12 protein-coding genes are annotated in these 15,561 nt (G+C 59.1%); all 12 read right to left on the minus strand.

Annotated elements, in window-relative coordinates:
• Positions 1-151 precede the first annotated feature (151 nt).
• Genes ftsA through AAYR33_02405 form a run of 12 tightly spaced genes read right to left on the minus strand, consistent with a single transcriptional unit; the run spans position 152 to position 15,519 of the window.
• Positions 152-1,525, minus strand: coding sequence for a cell division protein FtsA (gene ftsA, locus AAYR33_02350; GenBank protein XAO71803.1), 1,374 nt, complete (start codon positions 1,523-1,525; stop codon positions 152-154).
• Positions 1,526-1,553: 28 nt separating this feature from the next.
• On the minus strand, positions 1,554-2,567 hold the full coding sequence (locus AAYR33_02355; GenBank protein XAO71804.1) for a cell division protein FtsQ/DivIB: 1,014 nt from the start codon (positions 2,565-2,567) through the stop codon (positions 1,554-1,556).
• A complete protein-coding gene (locus tag AAYR33_02360; protein ID XAO71805.1) occupies positions 2,564-3,511 on the minus strand; it encodes a D-alanine--D-alanine ligase in 948 nt (315 codons plus the stop codon). The genes AAYR33_02355 and AAYR33_02360 overlap by 4 nt, the downstream gene beginning before the upstream one ends.
• Positions 3,508-4,401, minus strand: a complete 894-nt coding sequence (murB, locus tag AAYR33_02365) for a UDP-N-acetylmuramate dehydrogenase (GenBank protein XAO71806.1) — start codon at positions 4,399-4,401, stop codon at positions 3,508-3,510. Before murB ends, AAYR33_02360 begins: the two co-directional genes overlap by 4 nt.
• Positions 4,401-5,837: a UDP-N-acetylmuramate--L-alanine ligase gene (gene murC / locus AAYR33_02370; GenBank protein XAO71807.1), complete on the minus strand. Its 1,437-nt coding sequence runs from the start codon at positions 5,835-5,837 to the stop codon at positions 4,401-4,403. Before murC ends, murB begins: the two co-directional genes overlap by 1 nt.
• A gap of 33 nt (positions 5,838-5,870) precedes the next feature.
• Positions 5,871-6,980, minus strand: coding sequence for an undecaprenyldiphospho-muramoylpentapeptide beta-N-acetylglucosaminyltransferase (gene murG, locus AAYR33_02375; GenBank protein ID XAO71808.1), 1,110 nt, complete (start codon positions 6,978-6,980; stop codon positions 5,871-5,873).
• Complete coding sequence (locus tag AAYR33_02380) at positions 6,977-8,185, minus strand: putative peptidoglycan glycosyltransferase FtsW (protein ID XAO72349.1); 1,209 nt, start codon at positions 8,183-8,185, stop codon at positions 6,977-6,979. Before AAYR33_02380 ends, murG begins: the two co-directional genes overlap by 4 nt.
• A 1-nt stretch (position 8,186) precedes the next feature.
• Positions 8,187-9,563, minus strand: coding sequence for a UDP-N-acetylmuramoyl-L-alanine--D-glutamate ligase (gene murD, locus AAYR33_02385; GenBank protein ID XAO71809.1), 1,377 nt, complete (start codon positions 9,561-9,563; stop codon positions 8,187-8,189).
• Positions 9,564-9,573: 10 nt separating this feature from the next.
• Complete coding sequence (gene mraY, locus AAYR33_02390; protein XAO71810.1) at positions 9,574-10,665, minus strand: phospho-N-acetylmuramoyl-pentapeptide-transferase; 1,092 nt, start codon at positions 10,663-10,665, stop codon at positions 9,574-9,576.
• A complete protein-coding gene (murF, locus tag AAYR33_02395; protein ID XAO71811.1) occupies positions 10,665-12,023 on the minus strand; it encodes a UDP-N-acetylmuramoyl-tripeptide--D-alanyl-D-alanine ligase in 1,359 nt (452 codons plus the stop codon). The genes mraY and murF overlap by 1 nt, the downstream gene beginning before the upstream one ends.
• Positions 12,024-12,050: 27 nt before the next feature.
• Positions 12,051-13,595: a UDP-N-acetylmuramoyl-L-alanyl-D-glutamate--2,6-diaminopimelate ligase gene (locus AAYR33_02400; GenBank protein ID XAO71812.1), complete on the minus strand. Its 1,545-nt coding sequence runs from the start codon at positions 13,593-13,595 to the stop codon at positions 12,051-12,053.
• A gap of 16 nt (positions 13,596-13,611) precedes the next feature.
• Complete coding sequence (locus AAYR33_02405; protein ID XAO72350.1) at positions 13,612-15,519, minus strand: penicillin-binding protein 2; 1,908 nt, start codon at positions 15,517-15,519, stop codon at positions 13,612-13,614.
• Between the last annotated feature and the right edge of the window lie 42 nt (positions 15,520-15,561).

The following is a 15,561-nucleotide window of genomic DNA, read 5'->3' on the forward strand; positions in this document are numbered from 1 at the left end:
TTTAAAAGGTATCCCAATAGTAAACTCCCATTCAATCAAGCAGGCAAGGCGTGGCGGGCCTGTCTGCCCTGCGCGTGTGCTCTATGGTCCTGTGTGGGGCGCGACGCGCGCATGAAGTTTGCCAATAAATGACTCACCTCGCGGACCTGAGTCATCCTCGTAATCTTTGAATGAAGCGCAACAGAGCGTGCTGAGTTCGCGGCTCAGGTGAATAAGCGTCCTTGAAATTTACATCAGCCCCCGTTGCCCAGGCCAATAAGCCTGACGCCGTAGCGAACCCGGCCGCATTTGCGCCCGTCTCCGGCAGGCCGGAAATATGCATGGGTCGTCCCAGTCGAACTGGTCGATTGAGGATGCGCGCGGCGGCCAGGCCCAGCCCTTCGAGGAGGGAGGCCCCGCCCGTGATCACCACCCGCTCCCGCGAGGCGCGGCCGAAACCGGCCTCGGCGAGGCGGTCACGCACCAGCTCCAGTGTTTCTTCAATCCGTGGCCGGATGGCGGTGACGAGGCGCGCGCGTGAGACGCGATTAAGTGAGCCCGTGCGCTCCCCGATCAGCTGAACCGGAAATGTATCCCGGGAATCTTCGATCGCGACGTCGGCCGCGCCATATTTCGTCTTGAGACGCTCCGCCTCATCCAGGGAGACGGAGAGGTAACCTGCCAGATCGCGCGTGACATGCAGCCCCCCCACAGGGATGAAACTTGTATGCAGCAATGCGCCCTCACCAAATACGGCGATGGATGTCGTCCCACCCCCCATATCGATCACGGTCGCGCCGAGGTCACGCTCATCCTTCGCCAGAACAGCCAGGCCGGAGGCGAAAGGCGCGGAGACAAAATTGCGCACTTTGAGTTCCGCACGTGAGACGGCGGAGGTCAGGGTCGCCAGCGCATTGGAGGCAGCGTCGACAACATGCAGCCGCGCCGTCAATTGCTCACAAAGCTGCCCGCGCGGATCAACAAGCCCGCCAATATCATCGACGATAAAACCGATCGGCATCGTGTGTATGACGCTCCGCCCTTCCACCACGGCGCGCATCTGCCCTTCCGCCACGACGCGCTCCATATCCGCTTCCGTGACTTCCCGCCCGCCAATGGGCATGCGCGCGTTATATAGGTTGCTCGTCGGCTGCCCGCAGGAGAGATTGATGGTGACCTCATCTAGGCGGCGATCAGCGGCCTCCTCTGCCTGGCCCACTGTGGCGCGGATGGCGCGCTCTGCCTCCGCAAAATCAATGACCGTGCCATTTCGGATCCCGTGAGACCGCCGCCATCCATAGCCAAGGATGCGCAACATGCCATTAGTTTCCGCACGCCCGATCAGACATGTCATTTTTGTGGAGCCGATATCCAGCACGCCGAAAACGCCAGGGCGAACGTAGCGCGGCGGCGGCTCATCCAAAGGTGGCAATGACAGGATTTCGCTTTCAGCACGGCCTGAAGATTTTCGCGCACCAGAGCGCTCCTCCAGCGATACGGCGGTGCGGTTTGAAAGCATCACGGGTTTCTGCGGATTATCTGTCATGATGTTGCGTCGCGCTCAGCCAGTCTCGTCAGGGCGTCAGAGGGAGAGGAAGCACGCGGCCTGAAGGGGGCGGCGCGCGGGGCGGTGTCGGAACATTGTCTCCATGGGGGGACTTATCGGGCGGATGGCCATCGGACGACGTTTTTCCAGGGGATGCATGTTGCGTCTTCAGGAGATCCTGCGCCGCATTATTGCTGACAGATTGAGATGGCGGCAGGCGGATCACCATGCGATCAGAGAGACGCATATCGATAAGGGGGACGGGGCGCTCAAGCAGGCGAAATTTCTGCTGGTAGCTTGTCACGCGCTTTAACGCTTCCCGCTCATGTCCTTCCGGAAGGTAAATCTGCGTGCCATCCTTGAGTAAAAGCGTCCAGCGACGGTGCCCCACCCGGATGGAGGCGGCGACAAAAGGCCGGACGACCGGCGCCTCAGCCAAAGCGGCGAGGAAATCCGGCGCGGCCTTATCCGCCCCGTCACCCACTACAAGCGGAAGTGATATAAAAGCCCGGACGTGATCACGCAGCCCGAAAGCATCAGCGATTTGGTCCCCGTCCCGGTTGATCAACATGAATTTGCCCTTGATCTGCCAGATGGCCAGCGGGTCACGTTCCTCAAGCACGATGCGCACTGTATCGGGCATACGCCGCTGAACCGTGACATTTGAGACAAACAGCAACGCACTCAGACGTTTCTGCGCGTCCGCAATTGCAAAACTGAAAATGGGTTTCCCGCGTGCTGCGCCCAAAGCTTTTTCCACCTCCGCCCGCGACGTCAGTCGCGCACCGATGATATCGATGTGGTTGATGGGTAATAAAGTATGGTCCTCCAGCCAGGATCTGAAAATATCGTTCCGCGATTGTGAAATTTGCTGAAAAAAAAGGTAACCGCACCCGCCCAGCACCGCGACGAGGAGTGTCACAAAGATAATCTGCGGCGCGGCGCGACGGAGGCGCCGCAGGAACATCGCGATGCGGGAGGGGCGGTCCTGAAGATAAACGTCGCGTGCCGGCGGCTTTCTCTCTGATCGTGCTCTTGTCATCCCCGCACCTTGCGTCGACCCCAGGCCTCCTGCACGATCCAATCGCAAAGTTGGGAAAAATCCATCCCGCAATGGGCCGCTTGCTCGGGCAGTAATGAGGTCGGGGTCATGCCCGGTTGCGTATTGACTTCAAGGATGACCAGTCCGTTTTCCAACCGCGACTCATCATATCGGAAATCCGCACGTGTGGCACCGCGGCAGTCCAGGGCGGCGTGGGCCTCCCTGGCATATCGCAGCGCATCCTCAAAAATCCGCCCGGGTATGTCGGCTGGCAAGCTGTGCCGTGACCCACCCGCCGCATATTTGGCGTGGTAATTATAAAACCCGTCCTGCGCGGACGCAGCCACGATATCCGTGACGGTCAGAGGGCGCTCTCCCAACACGCTGACGGTTAATTCCCGCCCCGGGATGAAGGCTTCAGCGAGGAGGATGTCGCCATAGTTCCAGCTTGACGCAATGTCCCGTCGCTGCGTCGCTGCATCATCACCCTTGATGACATGCACCCCGAAAGACGAGCCTTCCGCGATGGGTTTGACAACATAGGGCGTTTCGAAAGGATGTGCGGCGGCAAGTTCTGCCGGGGTGAGGAGTTTCCCCGGCGCGATGGGGATGCCAGCCGCTGCGAAAATCTGGCGCGAGGCGACTTTATTCATCGCGAGAGAGGAGGTGCGTATATCGCAATGCGTGTAAGGCAGGTCCAGCCACTCCAACACACCCTGAATGGCGCCATCCTCCCCAAGTGAACCATGAAGGTTATTGAAGACGACATCCGGCGTGCAGGCCCGAATTTCCTGGATCGTGGCGGCGATATCCGCACCGACATCGATCAGGGTTGTGGCATAACCATATGCCTGCAGGCCTTCCGCCACGGCGAGGCCGCCTCTCAGGCTGACATCTCGCTCATGGCTGATGCCACCATGCAGAATCGCGACGTGAAGGCTCATCGCGTTTCTCCCAATCTTTTGATTTCCCACTCCAGCTGCACCTGCGCATGGTTTTGGACTTTCTGTCGCACCGTCTCGCCAAGCGCTTCAAGATCCGCACTGGTAGCGTCACCGAGGTTAAGGAGAAAGTTACAATGTTTTTCACTAACCTGCGCGCCCCCAAGCTGGAGGCCCCGACACCCCGCCGCGTCGATCAGCGCCCAGGCCTTCTGGCCTGTCGGATTGCGGAAGGTTGACCCGCCTGTCCGCGCCCGAACGGGCTGACTTTCATCGCGTTGCGCTTTGATCTCAGCCATGTGAGCACGGATCTTGGCGGGTTCCGCGGGCTTGCCGCGCAGGGCGACGCGCAGCACGATGGCCCCTTCCGGCAATGTCGCGTGTCGATAAGTGAATTTGAGGTCGGCATGGCTCAGGCGCTGAATATGGCCCCGCCGGTCCATTATCTCCGCCCAGCTCAGAATCTTACTTGTGTCAGAACCGTGCGCGCCGGCATTCATGATGACGGCACCGCCGATGGCACCCGGTATGCCAATCATGAACTCCATCCCCGAAAGCCCCCAGGCGGCAGCCTGCTCGGAGACTGTCGTGTCAAGAGCTGCCGCACCTGCAATCACATCATCACCCTGACGCATCACCTGCGCGAACGCGCCCCCAAGACGGATGACCAGTCCCTTAATGCCGCCATCGCGTATAATCACGTTTGAGCACGCACCGAGCACGGTGACCGGCATGCGTGGGTCAAGCTGTCGGAGGAGTTGGGCAAGATCCTCCCGATCAGCCGGGGTGAAAAGCTTCTCGGCGTTCCCCCCCGTGCGGAACCAGCTTCTCGGGCCGAGGGGCGCACCAAATTGCAGGCGACCCCTGACTTTGGCCTGTCGAAAGCGCACCATCATCCGGAGACAGCCTTGATCGTTTTCTTGGGGGGCAGCGCTTCAAGCTGTGACGGGAGGGCCTGGGCCCAGTGGGTGATCGACCCCGCGCCAAGACAGACGACAAAATCGCCCGGTTTCGCGATGACATTGATCATCTCAGCCAGATGCTCCGGCCCCGGCAGAGGTACGACGGAGTGATGCCCGCTGGCCTGCAAGCCCTCTACCAGCGCATCACGGTCAAATCCCTCAATCGGCTGTTCATTCGCGGCATAAACATCGGCGATGATGACGGTCGTGGCGTCATTCATGCAGGTGCAGAATTCATGGAACAAAGCCTTAAGGCGGGAATAACGATGTGGCTGCACGACAGCGATGACGTGATGCGCCCCGGCCTGCCGGGCTGCGCGCAGAACTGCCGCGATTTCAATCGGGTGGTGACCGTAATCATCGATAATAGAAACGCCATTATGTTCCCCCACCCGGGTGAAACGACGTTTGACGCCCCGGAAGCTCGCAAGGGCTGAGCGGATCGTGTCGTCGCTGATGTCCATTTCCGTCGCCACGGCAATCGCGGCGAGGGCGTTCAGGACATTATGCTGGCCCAGCATCGGCAGGCGGAAAGGCCCGGCCCGCCGCGTCACTTTGCTGGCACGATTCGAGACGACCACCTCAAACGTCGCGCCAAGGCGGTCCGTAACGAGCTTCTCGGCCCTGATATCGGCCTGTTGGCTAAAACCGTATGTGATGATGCGGTGATCTGAGAGGCGCGGAATCATCCGCTGCACCTCCGGGTGATCAATGCATAAAACGGCGAAACCATAAAAGGGGATATTGGAGACGAACTGATGATAGGCCGCCTGCATGGCCTCCTCATTTCCCCAATGGTCGAGATGTTCCGGGTCCATATTCGTAACGACAGCAATAACAGCCGGAAGGCGGAGGAAAGACCCGTCACTTTCATCCGCTTCGACAACCATCCAGTCCCTGGACCCCATGCGGGTATTCGTGCCGTAAGCCTCGATGATCCCGCCATTGATCACGGTCGGGTCAAGGCGAGACTGCTCAAGAACCGCTGCGACGAGGCTGGTTGTGGTCGTTTTACCATGCGTGCCGCCAATCGCGATGGACCAGCGCAGGCGCATCAGTTCAGCCAACATCTCCGCCCGGCGCACGACCGGGATGTGCCGCTCCCGCGCTGCGACGACTTCCGGATTGTCCCGACGCACGGCGGTTGATGTCACGACAACCTGTGCGTCACCCAGATTTTCCGCCGAGTGGCCGATTTGAATATGGATGCCCTGATCACGCAGGCGCAGGACATTATTATTTTCCGCAATGTCGGAGCCCTGAACCTTATATCCGAGCAAATGCAGAACCTCGGCGATGCCCGACATGCCAATGCCGCCAATTCCGACAAAATGCAGGGTGCCAATCGAGAGGGGAAGCGCGCGCATGTCAACAAGCTTTCGAAACGGGTGTCAAATCATTCAATGTTGCGAAGCATCCCCGATCTGGAACGCAACCACCTCAGCGAGACGTTCGGCGCTGGCGGGCATCGCCAGACGATGGGTCGCGCTGGATGCCTCGGCCAATTGGTCAATATTGGTCAGAAGCGCTTCAACTTTTTCAGAAAGGTGCGCTGCGGTCAGCTCTGACTGGCTGATGCACCAGCCTGCACCGCCTTCCTCCAATTTCCGGGCATTGGCGGATTGCTCATCCGAAGCGGCGATGGGGAGGGGGATGAGGATGGCCGGGCATCCTGCCATGGTCAGCTCTGCAACGGATGAGCCCCCGGCGCGCCCGATCACGAGGTGGCTGCGTCCCAGAAGCCCCGCAACATCCTCAAAAAACGGCGCCAGCGCGCACTCAATCCCGGCCGTTTCGTAAATTTCCCGCACTTTGCTGATGTCGCCTTCCTTCGTCTGCTGCGTGACATGCAGGCGATGTCGGACCTCCTGCGGAAGTCGACTCAGCGCGTCCGGCACGATTTCTGAAAAAACCTGCGCCCCGAGGGAGCCGCCCCAGACGAGCAGATTGATATGCGTCCGCGCATCTGAGTAATGGCGCGTATAAAGGGCCTCGATTTCAGGGCGCACGGGCATCCCGGTATAGATGACGGGTCGCGATGGCAATGTGCCCTCAAGTTTCGGAAATGATGTGGCGATGACGCTGGCGCGCCGGGCCAGCAGGCGGTTTGCCTTGCCCAGCAGGGCGTTGCCTTCATGCAGGATCAATTTCGCACGGCTGCGCCCGAATATATTGAGATTGCCGATCGCAGGCGGAATTGAAGGATACCCGCCGAAACAGATGATGGCCGCCGGTCGCAATTGCCGGAGAAGCCGCCGCGCCTGCTGCACGCCTTTGAAAAGCTCATAAAGATTGCGCAGCTTCGTCCAGGGTGTTTTACCCGCGACACCGCGTCCACGGAGGACATATTGCGGCTGGTGAGAAAATGGCCCCATCGGACGATGGCCGGCGCGGGAGTCGGTCATTAAAACCAGATGATAACCGCGCTGTTGCAGGGCCAGGGCCAGGGCTTCCGCGGGGAAGAAATGCCCCCCTGTGCCCCCTGCGGCGATGATGATTGTTTTTTTCATGACGGGAGGTGCCTCCGCGTGCCGTTTGTCCAGTTTCGCCGCATATCCGGACTGCCACCATGGAGGAAATTCGTGTCTGATCCGACATGGTGCCGGGTCAAAGCCAGGATCATGCCCATTGTCAACGCTACCGACAATGCGGAAGAGCCACCATAGGAGATGAAGGGCAAGGTCATTCCCTTGGTCGGGATGAGATGCAGGGTTGAGCCCATATTGATGAAAGCCTGAAGGCCGAACCCTGCAATAAGGCCGGAAACCGCGACGATAGCGAACGGATCCTGCTCGCGCAAAACGCATTGCAGGCTGCGAATGACTATCACAAGAAACACGCCGATCACGGCGGCGCAGACAATCATGCCATATTCCTCCCCCGCAACGGCGAAAACGAAATCCGCATGGGCATCGGGAAGCAGATCCTTCACGCGGCCTTCCCCCGGGCCGCGACCCAACAGCCCCCCATTGCCGAAGGCGCGCAGGGCCATGTCGATCTGGTAATGGTCGCCCAGATTGGGATGTAGAAAGCGTTCAACACGAGAGCGCACATGGGCGAAGGCGATGAAGGCGCCGATAAAGGCGGCGATCATGGCCCCGACACCCGCGCCGACGAAGATCAGCGGCAATCCATCGACAAAAAGCTGCACAAAAAAAACCATCGTCACGACGGAGAGCATACCGATATCCGGTTGCGATTTAAGAAGGAAGAGAATGACCGCATAAACGCCGAAAGCGATGACCATGCCGGGGAAATGCAGCATTTTACCGTCGCGCGTCGTTTGGCGCCGTTTGGCAAGCAGCCACGCCGTGACAATCGCGAAAAACGGTTTGAGAAACTCGGAAGGCTGAACGGACATGAACGGCAGAGCGATCCAGCGCCGTGCCCCTTTAATCTCCAGCCCATGCACCAGCGTCATGAGCGTGGCCAGCAAAGCGAGCCCCCCGCCAATCAGCGCCATTTTGCGGATCGCCTCACGCGACATGGTGGAGACGAACAAAGTCACAATGCCGGCCACGGCCAGAAAAATCACCTGTTTGAGAATGAACATTTCACGCGATGCGCCGATGCGCACTGCGACAGCCGGGCTAGCGGCGAGGACGAGGATATAGCCGAATGCCAGGAGCACCCCGACGCAATAAAGCGTCACGCGGTCAATATTGCGCCACCAACGTCCGAAAGCCGAATTATCAACGCGGGAGGGGCCGGCCATATCAGCTCTTTTCACCTTCGGCCCATGCCGAAAATTTTGCGGGCGTATCAAGCGATTGCGCCAGATCCCGGAATGCGGTTCCACGTGCTTCAAAATGCGCGAACTGATCGAAGCTGGCGCAGGCGGGAGACAGTAGAATAACGTGCGTCCAGGTCGCCTTAGCCGCCGCAAAGGCTTGGATGACGGCGCGTTCCAGCGTGATGCAGTTTTCCCACGCCACGTTGTTCGCTTCAAGGGTCACGGCGAGTTTCGAAGCATCCTCACCGATGAGAAAAGCTTTCGTGACGCGATTTAAGAGGTGAGAAAGCGACGTGATCCCGCCTTCCTTAGCCTGCCCTCCCGCGATCCATATGACGCGATCATAACATTGCAGTGCCGTGGCCGCTGACTGCGCATTTGTTGCCTTGCTGTCATTGATGAAAGTCACGCCATCAATGCGCGCCACGACCTCCTGTCGATGGGGAAGGCCGGGGAAACTATTGAGCCCCGCCAAAATTTTCTCCGCCGCCACGCCGAGGAAGCGGCAAGTGTCGTAGGCGGCAAGGGCATTCTGCATATTATGCGCCCCCCGCAAAGCCTGTGCCTGTGACAAGTCCAGCAGAGCCGGGGTCAGATTAGCGGGCTGGTGCAGGGAAAGCGCATGTGGTTGCGCGCCGCGCGCACGGAGCATCTCATAAATATCCCGGCATTCTGCGTCATCAATACTGACAATCAGGCGATCCGCCGTCGTCATATGGTCAAAAACACGTGCCTTCGCCGCGGCATAATGCTGCATATCGCCGTGGCGTTCCATATGGTCGAGCGTCAGGTTCAGCAGGCAGGCCGCGTCAGCGTGGAAGCTGTCCAGCCTTTCGAGCATGTAGGAAGACATTTCAATCACATAGACTCCCCGATCATCCAAAAGGGGAAGCGCGAGCGCGGCGGGGCCGAGATTGCCTCCGGCCGCCACATCAAAACCGGCATGGGCGAGAATGTGGGCGATCAGTGCCGTTGTCGTCGATTTCCCATTCGTGCCGGTGATGGAGACAAATCGTGCTTTCGCGCCCTGTGATTTCACGGCTCGGTACAGCATTTCGGCATCCGACAATATTGGAACCCCCTCACGCCGCGCCAGCGCCGCCAAGGGGTGGGGGCTGGGGAGGTGATGCGGGATGCCGGGCGAGAGAATGAGCGCGTCAAACCCTTTGAGAGTGGTCGGGGACGCATATGTCAGGTAGGGATGCGTGTGTGACCGGTCGATATCCTGACGATCATCCCAGGCCGTAACCCGCGCGCCCATCCCGAACAGGGCATTGACGGCTGCAAAGCCGTTTCTACCGAGGCCGACGACCAGAAACTGCTGGCCTTTGAAGAGCGTGGAGGGAAATGGCTGGATCATCTGGAACGGTTTATTGGAGTTTCAGGGTTGATAGACCGATCAGCCCCAGCACGAAAGCGATGATCCAGAATCGGACGACAATTTTAGATTCGGACCATCCTTTTTTCTCAAAATGATGGTGAATCGGGGCCATCAGAAAAATGCGCCGCCCGGTGCGCTTAAACCAGAACACCTGAATAACGACTGAAATTGTCTCGACAACAAAAAGCCCGCCGACAATACAGAGAACGATTTCATGCTTGATCGCGACAGCAATCGCGCCGAGCGCACCGCCAAGCAGGAGGGACCCGGTATCCCCCATGAAAACCTCGGCCGGCTGGGCATTGAACCAGAGAAATCCGAGACCCGCCCCAACCAGGGCGGCGCAGAAAACACAGAGCTCCCCTGTCCCGGGGATGAAGTGGATCTGAAGATATTCCGCGAAGACACGATTGCCGACCAGATAAGTGATGACACCGAAGACGAGTGTCGCGATCAGAGTCGGCACAATCGCCAGTCCATCGAGCCCATCCGTGAAATTAACCGCATTGCCAAAACCCGCAATCGTTAGCATGGCAAAAATGGGGAAGGCCAAGCCAAGCGGAATGAGAAGATTTTTGATGAAAGGGATAGCCAGGGCATTCTGCATCCCGACCGGCATCAGGCTTTGCAACCAGTATCCGGCAATAAGCGCGGCCAGAAATTCGCACCCCAACCGCATTTTTTTGGAGACACCATGGCTGTTGCGGCGGGAGAGCTTGAGATAATCATCCGCAAATCCGACAGCGAAAAACGCCGAGGAGACAAACAGAACGGCCCAGACAAAGCCGTTTCTCAGATCAGCCCATAAGAGCGTCGAGGCGATGAGAGACAGGAAGATCATGACGCCGCCCATCGTCGGCGTGCCTGCTTTTTCAGTCAGATGGCGCGCGGGGCCCAATTCCCGGATGGGCTGGCCATCGCGCTGGATGCGTCTGAGATAGCGTATGAAAGGCTGCCCGAGGCTGAGGCTGATGACAAGCGCCGTGAGACACGCGCCGCCGGATCGGAACGTCAAATAGTGGAAGAGATTGAACAGGCCACCATGACCGCTCTCACTTACGGCGAACAAGCTGTAAAGCATCAGCCTTGATTTCCCTGCTTTTTCAGTGCGTCAACGACATCACGCATACAGCTTCCGAAGCTGCCTTTAACGAGGACAACATCCCCGGCGGCGAGCCCTTTGATTAAGAGCGGTGCAAGCCTACTGGCGGTTTCGCACCAGGCGCCTTTTTTTCCCGTCGGGAGGTGGTCGAAAACATCTTTCATCGCGGCGCCACAGCAATAAAGCGCGTCAGCGCTCGCGACAATGTCCGGCAGCAACGCCAGATGGGCTTCCTGCGCGTGGTTACCCATTTCCAGCATGTCGCCCAGAACGGCAATCCGCCGCTTTGCCGGCATGAGGGCAAGAGTGGCGAGTGAGGCCCGCATTGACAATCCGGAGGCGTTGTAACTTTCATCCAGAAGTGTAACGGACTCGTTCAGGATTGGCAGGCGCATACCGCGTCCCGCATCCGGCTTGTAACGGGCCAGGGCGGCAATGGCGAGGTCCAGATCCGCACCGACGGACTTCACCCCCGCAAGGACGAGCGCGGCGTCTTTTGCAAGGTGCCGCCCCGGCACACTGAGCGCGACGTGACGCCCGGAAAAAGTGAAACTGCTCCCCTCCGCCGTCATCTGAAGATCAAGCAGGCGCATATCCGCCGAGGGTGCGGTGCCAACACTGATAAATCGTGCGCGGGATGCTTCAAGCTTGCGTTTGAGGACGTCCCTGCCAAAAACCGAATCGGGGGCGATGGCGGTTCCGGTCTGGCGCAGACTGGCGAAAAGCGCGGATTTCTCCTCTACGATTGCTTCCAGTGAGCCGAGATGCCCGATATGGCTGTTTCCGATGGATGTGATGATCGCGACATCCGGGCGGACCATCTGCGCAAGGGGCGCAATCTCGCCAGCATGGTTCATGCCGATTTCACAGATACACCATACGATATCGCGGGGCAGACGCGCCAGCGTTAACGGCACGCCAATATGATTGTTGAAGGACTTGTCCGCGGCATGGGTGCGGCCCTGCGTCGCCAAAGCCGCATGGAGCATGTTCTTCGTCGTTGTCTTGCCGACACTGCCAGTGATGGCAATCATTTTGCCGGTGAAGCGGCTGCGCGCATAGACGCCCAGCGCTTGCAGCGCTTTCAAACTATCCGGCACTTCAATCAGAGGGCCGGACGTCGTGACGGGGCGATGCACAATGCAACAGGCCGCGCCTTTGCCGAAAGCCTCCGCAACATGGGCGTGCCCGTCATGTGACGAGCCTTCGAGGGCTATAAAGAGATCACCGGGCTGCAGAGTGCGCGTGTCGATGGAAATACCGGTGATGGCGATATCAGGGGCCGCTGTCGCACCCGTCGCCTCTGCCAGCTCCTCACCTTTCCATAGAACGGTCATCTCAGTTCCCTTTTGCCGCTTTGCCGCTTAACCAGGCGCGTCATATGCATTCACCCTGTTTGCTGTCTTAATGACAGAACCGCCCTGCGCGGCTGTCAAAATCTCACGAATGACGGCGGCATCATCAAATGGATGCGCTGCGTCTTTAATGATCTGCCCGGTTTCGTGCCCCTTGCCGGTGACGACGACGATATCGCCCGGTTCGGCATGTAGCACGGCGTGGGCGATGGCTGTGTGGCGGTCGCCGATTTCCGTGGCGTCAGGGCATCCCTGCATGACGGCTCGGCGGATTGCAGCGGGGTCCTCATCGCGCGGATTATCGTCGGTGACGATGCATTGATCCGCATATCTGGCGGCAATCTGACCCATTAGGGGGCGCTTCCCTTGATCACGATTGCCTCCCGCGCCAAAAATAACAGTCAGTCGATGCCGCGCATGCGGGCGTAGGCTTTGCAGCACGTGGCCGAGCGCGTCCGGCGTATGGGCGTAGTCTACAAATATCGAGGCACCATGATGCGATGCGGCGACAAATTCACACCGCCCGCGCACGCCCTGTAATTGTGTCAGACCCTGACAGATCTGACGGGCGGATTCTTCATCGTCCCATGCCAGAGCAGCCGCCAGCAAAATATTATCGACCTGCACGCGCCCGATGAGGGGGATGGCGATGTCATCCAGCATTTCCCCGAAAAGGCATAGTTTCAGACGCTGCCCCGTCGGGAGGGGCCTTGCACTGACAAGCCACAGCGCCTCACCAGCTACGCCCACTGTGCGAAGCGCGAGGGCGCGTGACGTTGCAATATCCTTTAATGTCGCAAGCGTTTCAGAGTCCATATCTGCATTGATCGCCGCCACACCCGCTGTGGGGAGGACTTCTCGGAAAAGCCGCAATTTGGCGTCGCGATAGGCGTCGAGAGTCTGATGGTAATCCAGATGGTCCCGCGTGAGGTTGGAGAAACCTGCGCGTGTCAATCTGACGCCATCAAGGCGAAACTGATCAAGCCCGTGAGACGAGGCTTCCAGCGCAACATGATCGACGCGGTGGGTTTTGAGGTCATGCAATGTCTCGGCCAGCTTCACCGGGTCGGGCGTTGTCAGGGGAGGGAGGCGCAAATCCAAACCCTCAGAAACGAGGCCGAGCGTACCGATACTGGCAGAACGCAGGCCCCGCATCATCCAGATCTGCCGCAAAAAATCCGCTGTGCTTGTCTTGCCATTCGTGCCGGTGATGGCCGCGATCTCAGCAGGTTGCGCGCCATAAAACGCGGCGGACAGAAGGGCGAGGTCGCGCCGGGGATTGGTAGAGGCAAGATGCAGGATGTCACGGCCCGCGATGGCGGTTACCGCATTGGGGCCGTGATGGGACATGACGACATCAGCCCCCTTCGCCACTGCCTGCGGCATAAATGTCGCGCCACTGACGGCGGCGCCATCAATCGCCACGAAAAGACTGTTCAAGGTGGCCAGGCGGCTGTCACTCGTCACCCCGCCAACCGTCCGACCTACCCATTCCGGCCTCACGGAGGAGGGCAGGGTGATGCGCGCTTGTCTGAATAGCTCCTGCAATTGCATGGCAATCGGCCCTCCTTTACTTTCTGGGTTGTGACGATAATTTCATTTTGGTGGTCTGCGGCTTTTTCTCCGCTTTCCTGACCCGCGCCGCGCCCGGGTCATTCCCCGGCCCAAGCGGGCGCACGCCGGGCGGGATGGCGGGCTCCAGCGTCATGGCCAGGGCGGCGTCGATTTTGGCGGCATTTTCCACGTCGGGGAAAAGGCCGAGTATGGGACCGATGCGCGCGATCAACTTCCCGGCTGTCGGCGTTGCATTCCAGCCCGCTGTTGAGAAATTATAGGTTTCCGGGATGCCTTTCGGCTCATCAAGCATAACATACACGGCGTAACGCGGGTTATTCATCGGGAAAATCGACGTGAAAGCGGAGATATTCGCGTGTTTGAGATAGCGCCCGTTCGCGCCGATTTTTTCCGCCGTGCCTGTCTTGCCGCCCACGAAATAACCCGGCACTTCAGCTTTCCTGGCCGTACCCTGCGTCACGTCGAGGCGCAACATCCGGCGCAGAAGGCGGGATGTGCTGTCAGAAAGGACGCGTCGCCCCTCCGGCGTCACGGCGCGATCATCACTATCCCGCGTGGGCGGCAGGCCGACGCTTGTGCTCTGGCTGGTTTCATCCGCACCCATCGTGTCGGGGTCTTCATCGCGTGAAAGGAGGGTCGGGGTGATGAGAATGCCCCCATTAACAGTCGCCGCCGTGCCCCGGACGATGGCGAGAGGCGATTCCGCGATTCCGTGACCGAAACCGATCGTCATCACCGTCGCGATCCCCCAGTTTTTGCGGGCGGGCACGATGGGGCGGGCGGCTTCGGGGAGTTCGACGGGGACGCGGTCAAGAAACCCCATTTGTCCCAGCCATGATTGCTGCCTCTCCGCTCCGATATCGAGCGCGATATGGGCCGCCGCGGGATTGGAGGATTTCGCCAATACATCAGGGAGGGCCAGCCACGGGGCGAAATGATCTGACTTAATGTCGCGAATGGTGAAGCGCCCGATCTTGATCGGAATGGTTGAAAACCGGTCCCAGATATGCGCGACTTTCATTTCAAGCGCGGCCGCGGCAACCTGCAACTTGAAGGTTGAACCAGGCTCATACATTCCCGTCACAGCGCGGTTAAAGCGGGCATCGTCCGGTGCGCGGCCGAAATCATTAGCGTCATAATCGGGCAGGGAAACCATGGAGAGGATCTCACCCGTACGCACATCCATGACTATCCCGGCAGCGCCTTTCGCCTGAAAATGATGCATCGCTTTATTGACCACATCGCGCGTGACAACCTGCACCCGCGTATCAATGGAAAGGCGGATCGGTGTCCGATCTTTCAAAAGGCGGTCATTGAAGAATTTCTCAATACCGGCCACGCCATGGTCATCAATATCCACGGCACCCAGTATCTGGGCCGCTGTCCGGCCGAGCGGGTAATGGCGACGCTCACCATTTTCAAAATAAATACCGGGGATGCCCAGATTATTGACGGCTAGTTGCTGCGACGGTAAAATGTCCCGCGCAAGATAGACAAATTGCTTATCCTGACGCAGCCTCTGCACCGTTGATTTCACATCGAGATCCGGAAGAACGGTTTTGAGTTTTTTTGCGGTCTCCTCGGGGTCAATCAATTCCTGCGGGTTAGCGTAGACTTGCGCGACGGGGAGGGACATGGCCAGGATCTGGCTATTGCGATCCGTGATCGCAGCGCGCTGCACTTGCAGGACTGGCATTGTCCGCCCGTCATCGCCCTCCGTCAAATCCGGCACAATCGGGATTTGCGCACTGGCTTCACCGTTGGTCGGCAACATCGGATTGATGATGGAGGCGAGGAGGAGGCGCAGGCAGAGCGCCAGAAAAAGGAAGGTAAACCCGACCCCGACCCAGAAAATACGTATATGCATCCGCTCCAGATAAGGCGGCTCACGCCGGGCTGCGATGGGGGCAGCGGCGCGGTGCGCTCTCCGGTTCAGACGCGTTCT

It is taken from the genome of Acetobacteraceae bacterium, assembly GCA_039613835.1.
In the GTDB taxonomy this organism is placed as follows: Bacteria; Pseudomonadota; Alphaproteobacteria; order Acetobacterales; family Acetobacteraceae; genus Sorlinia.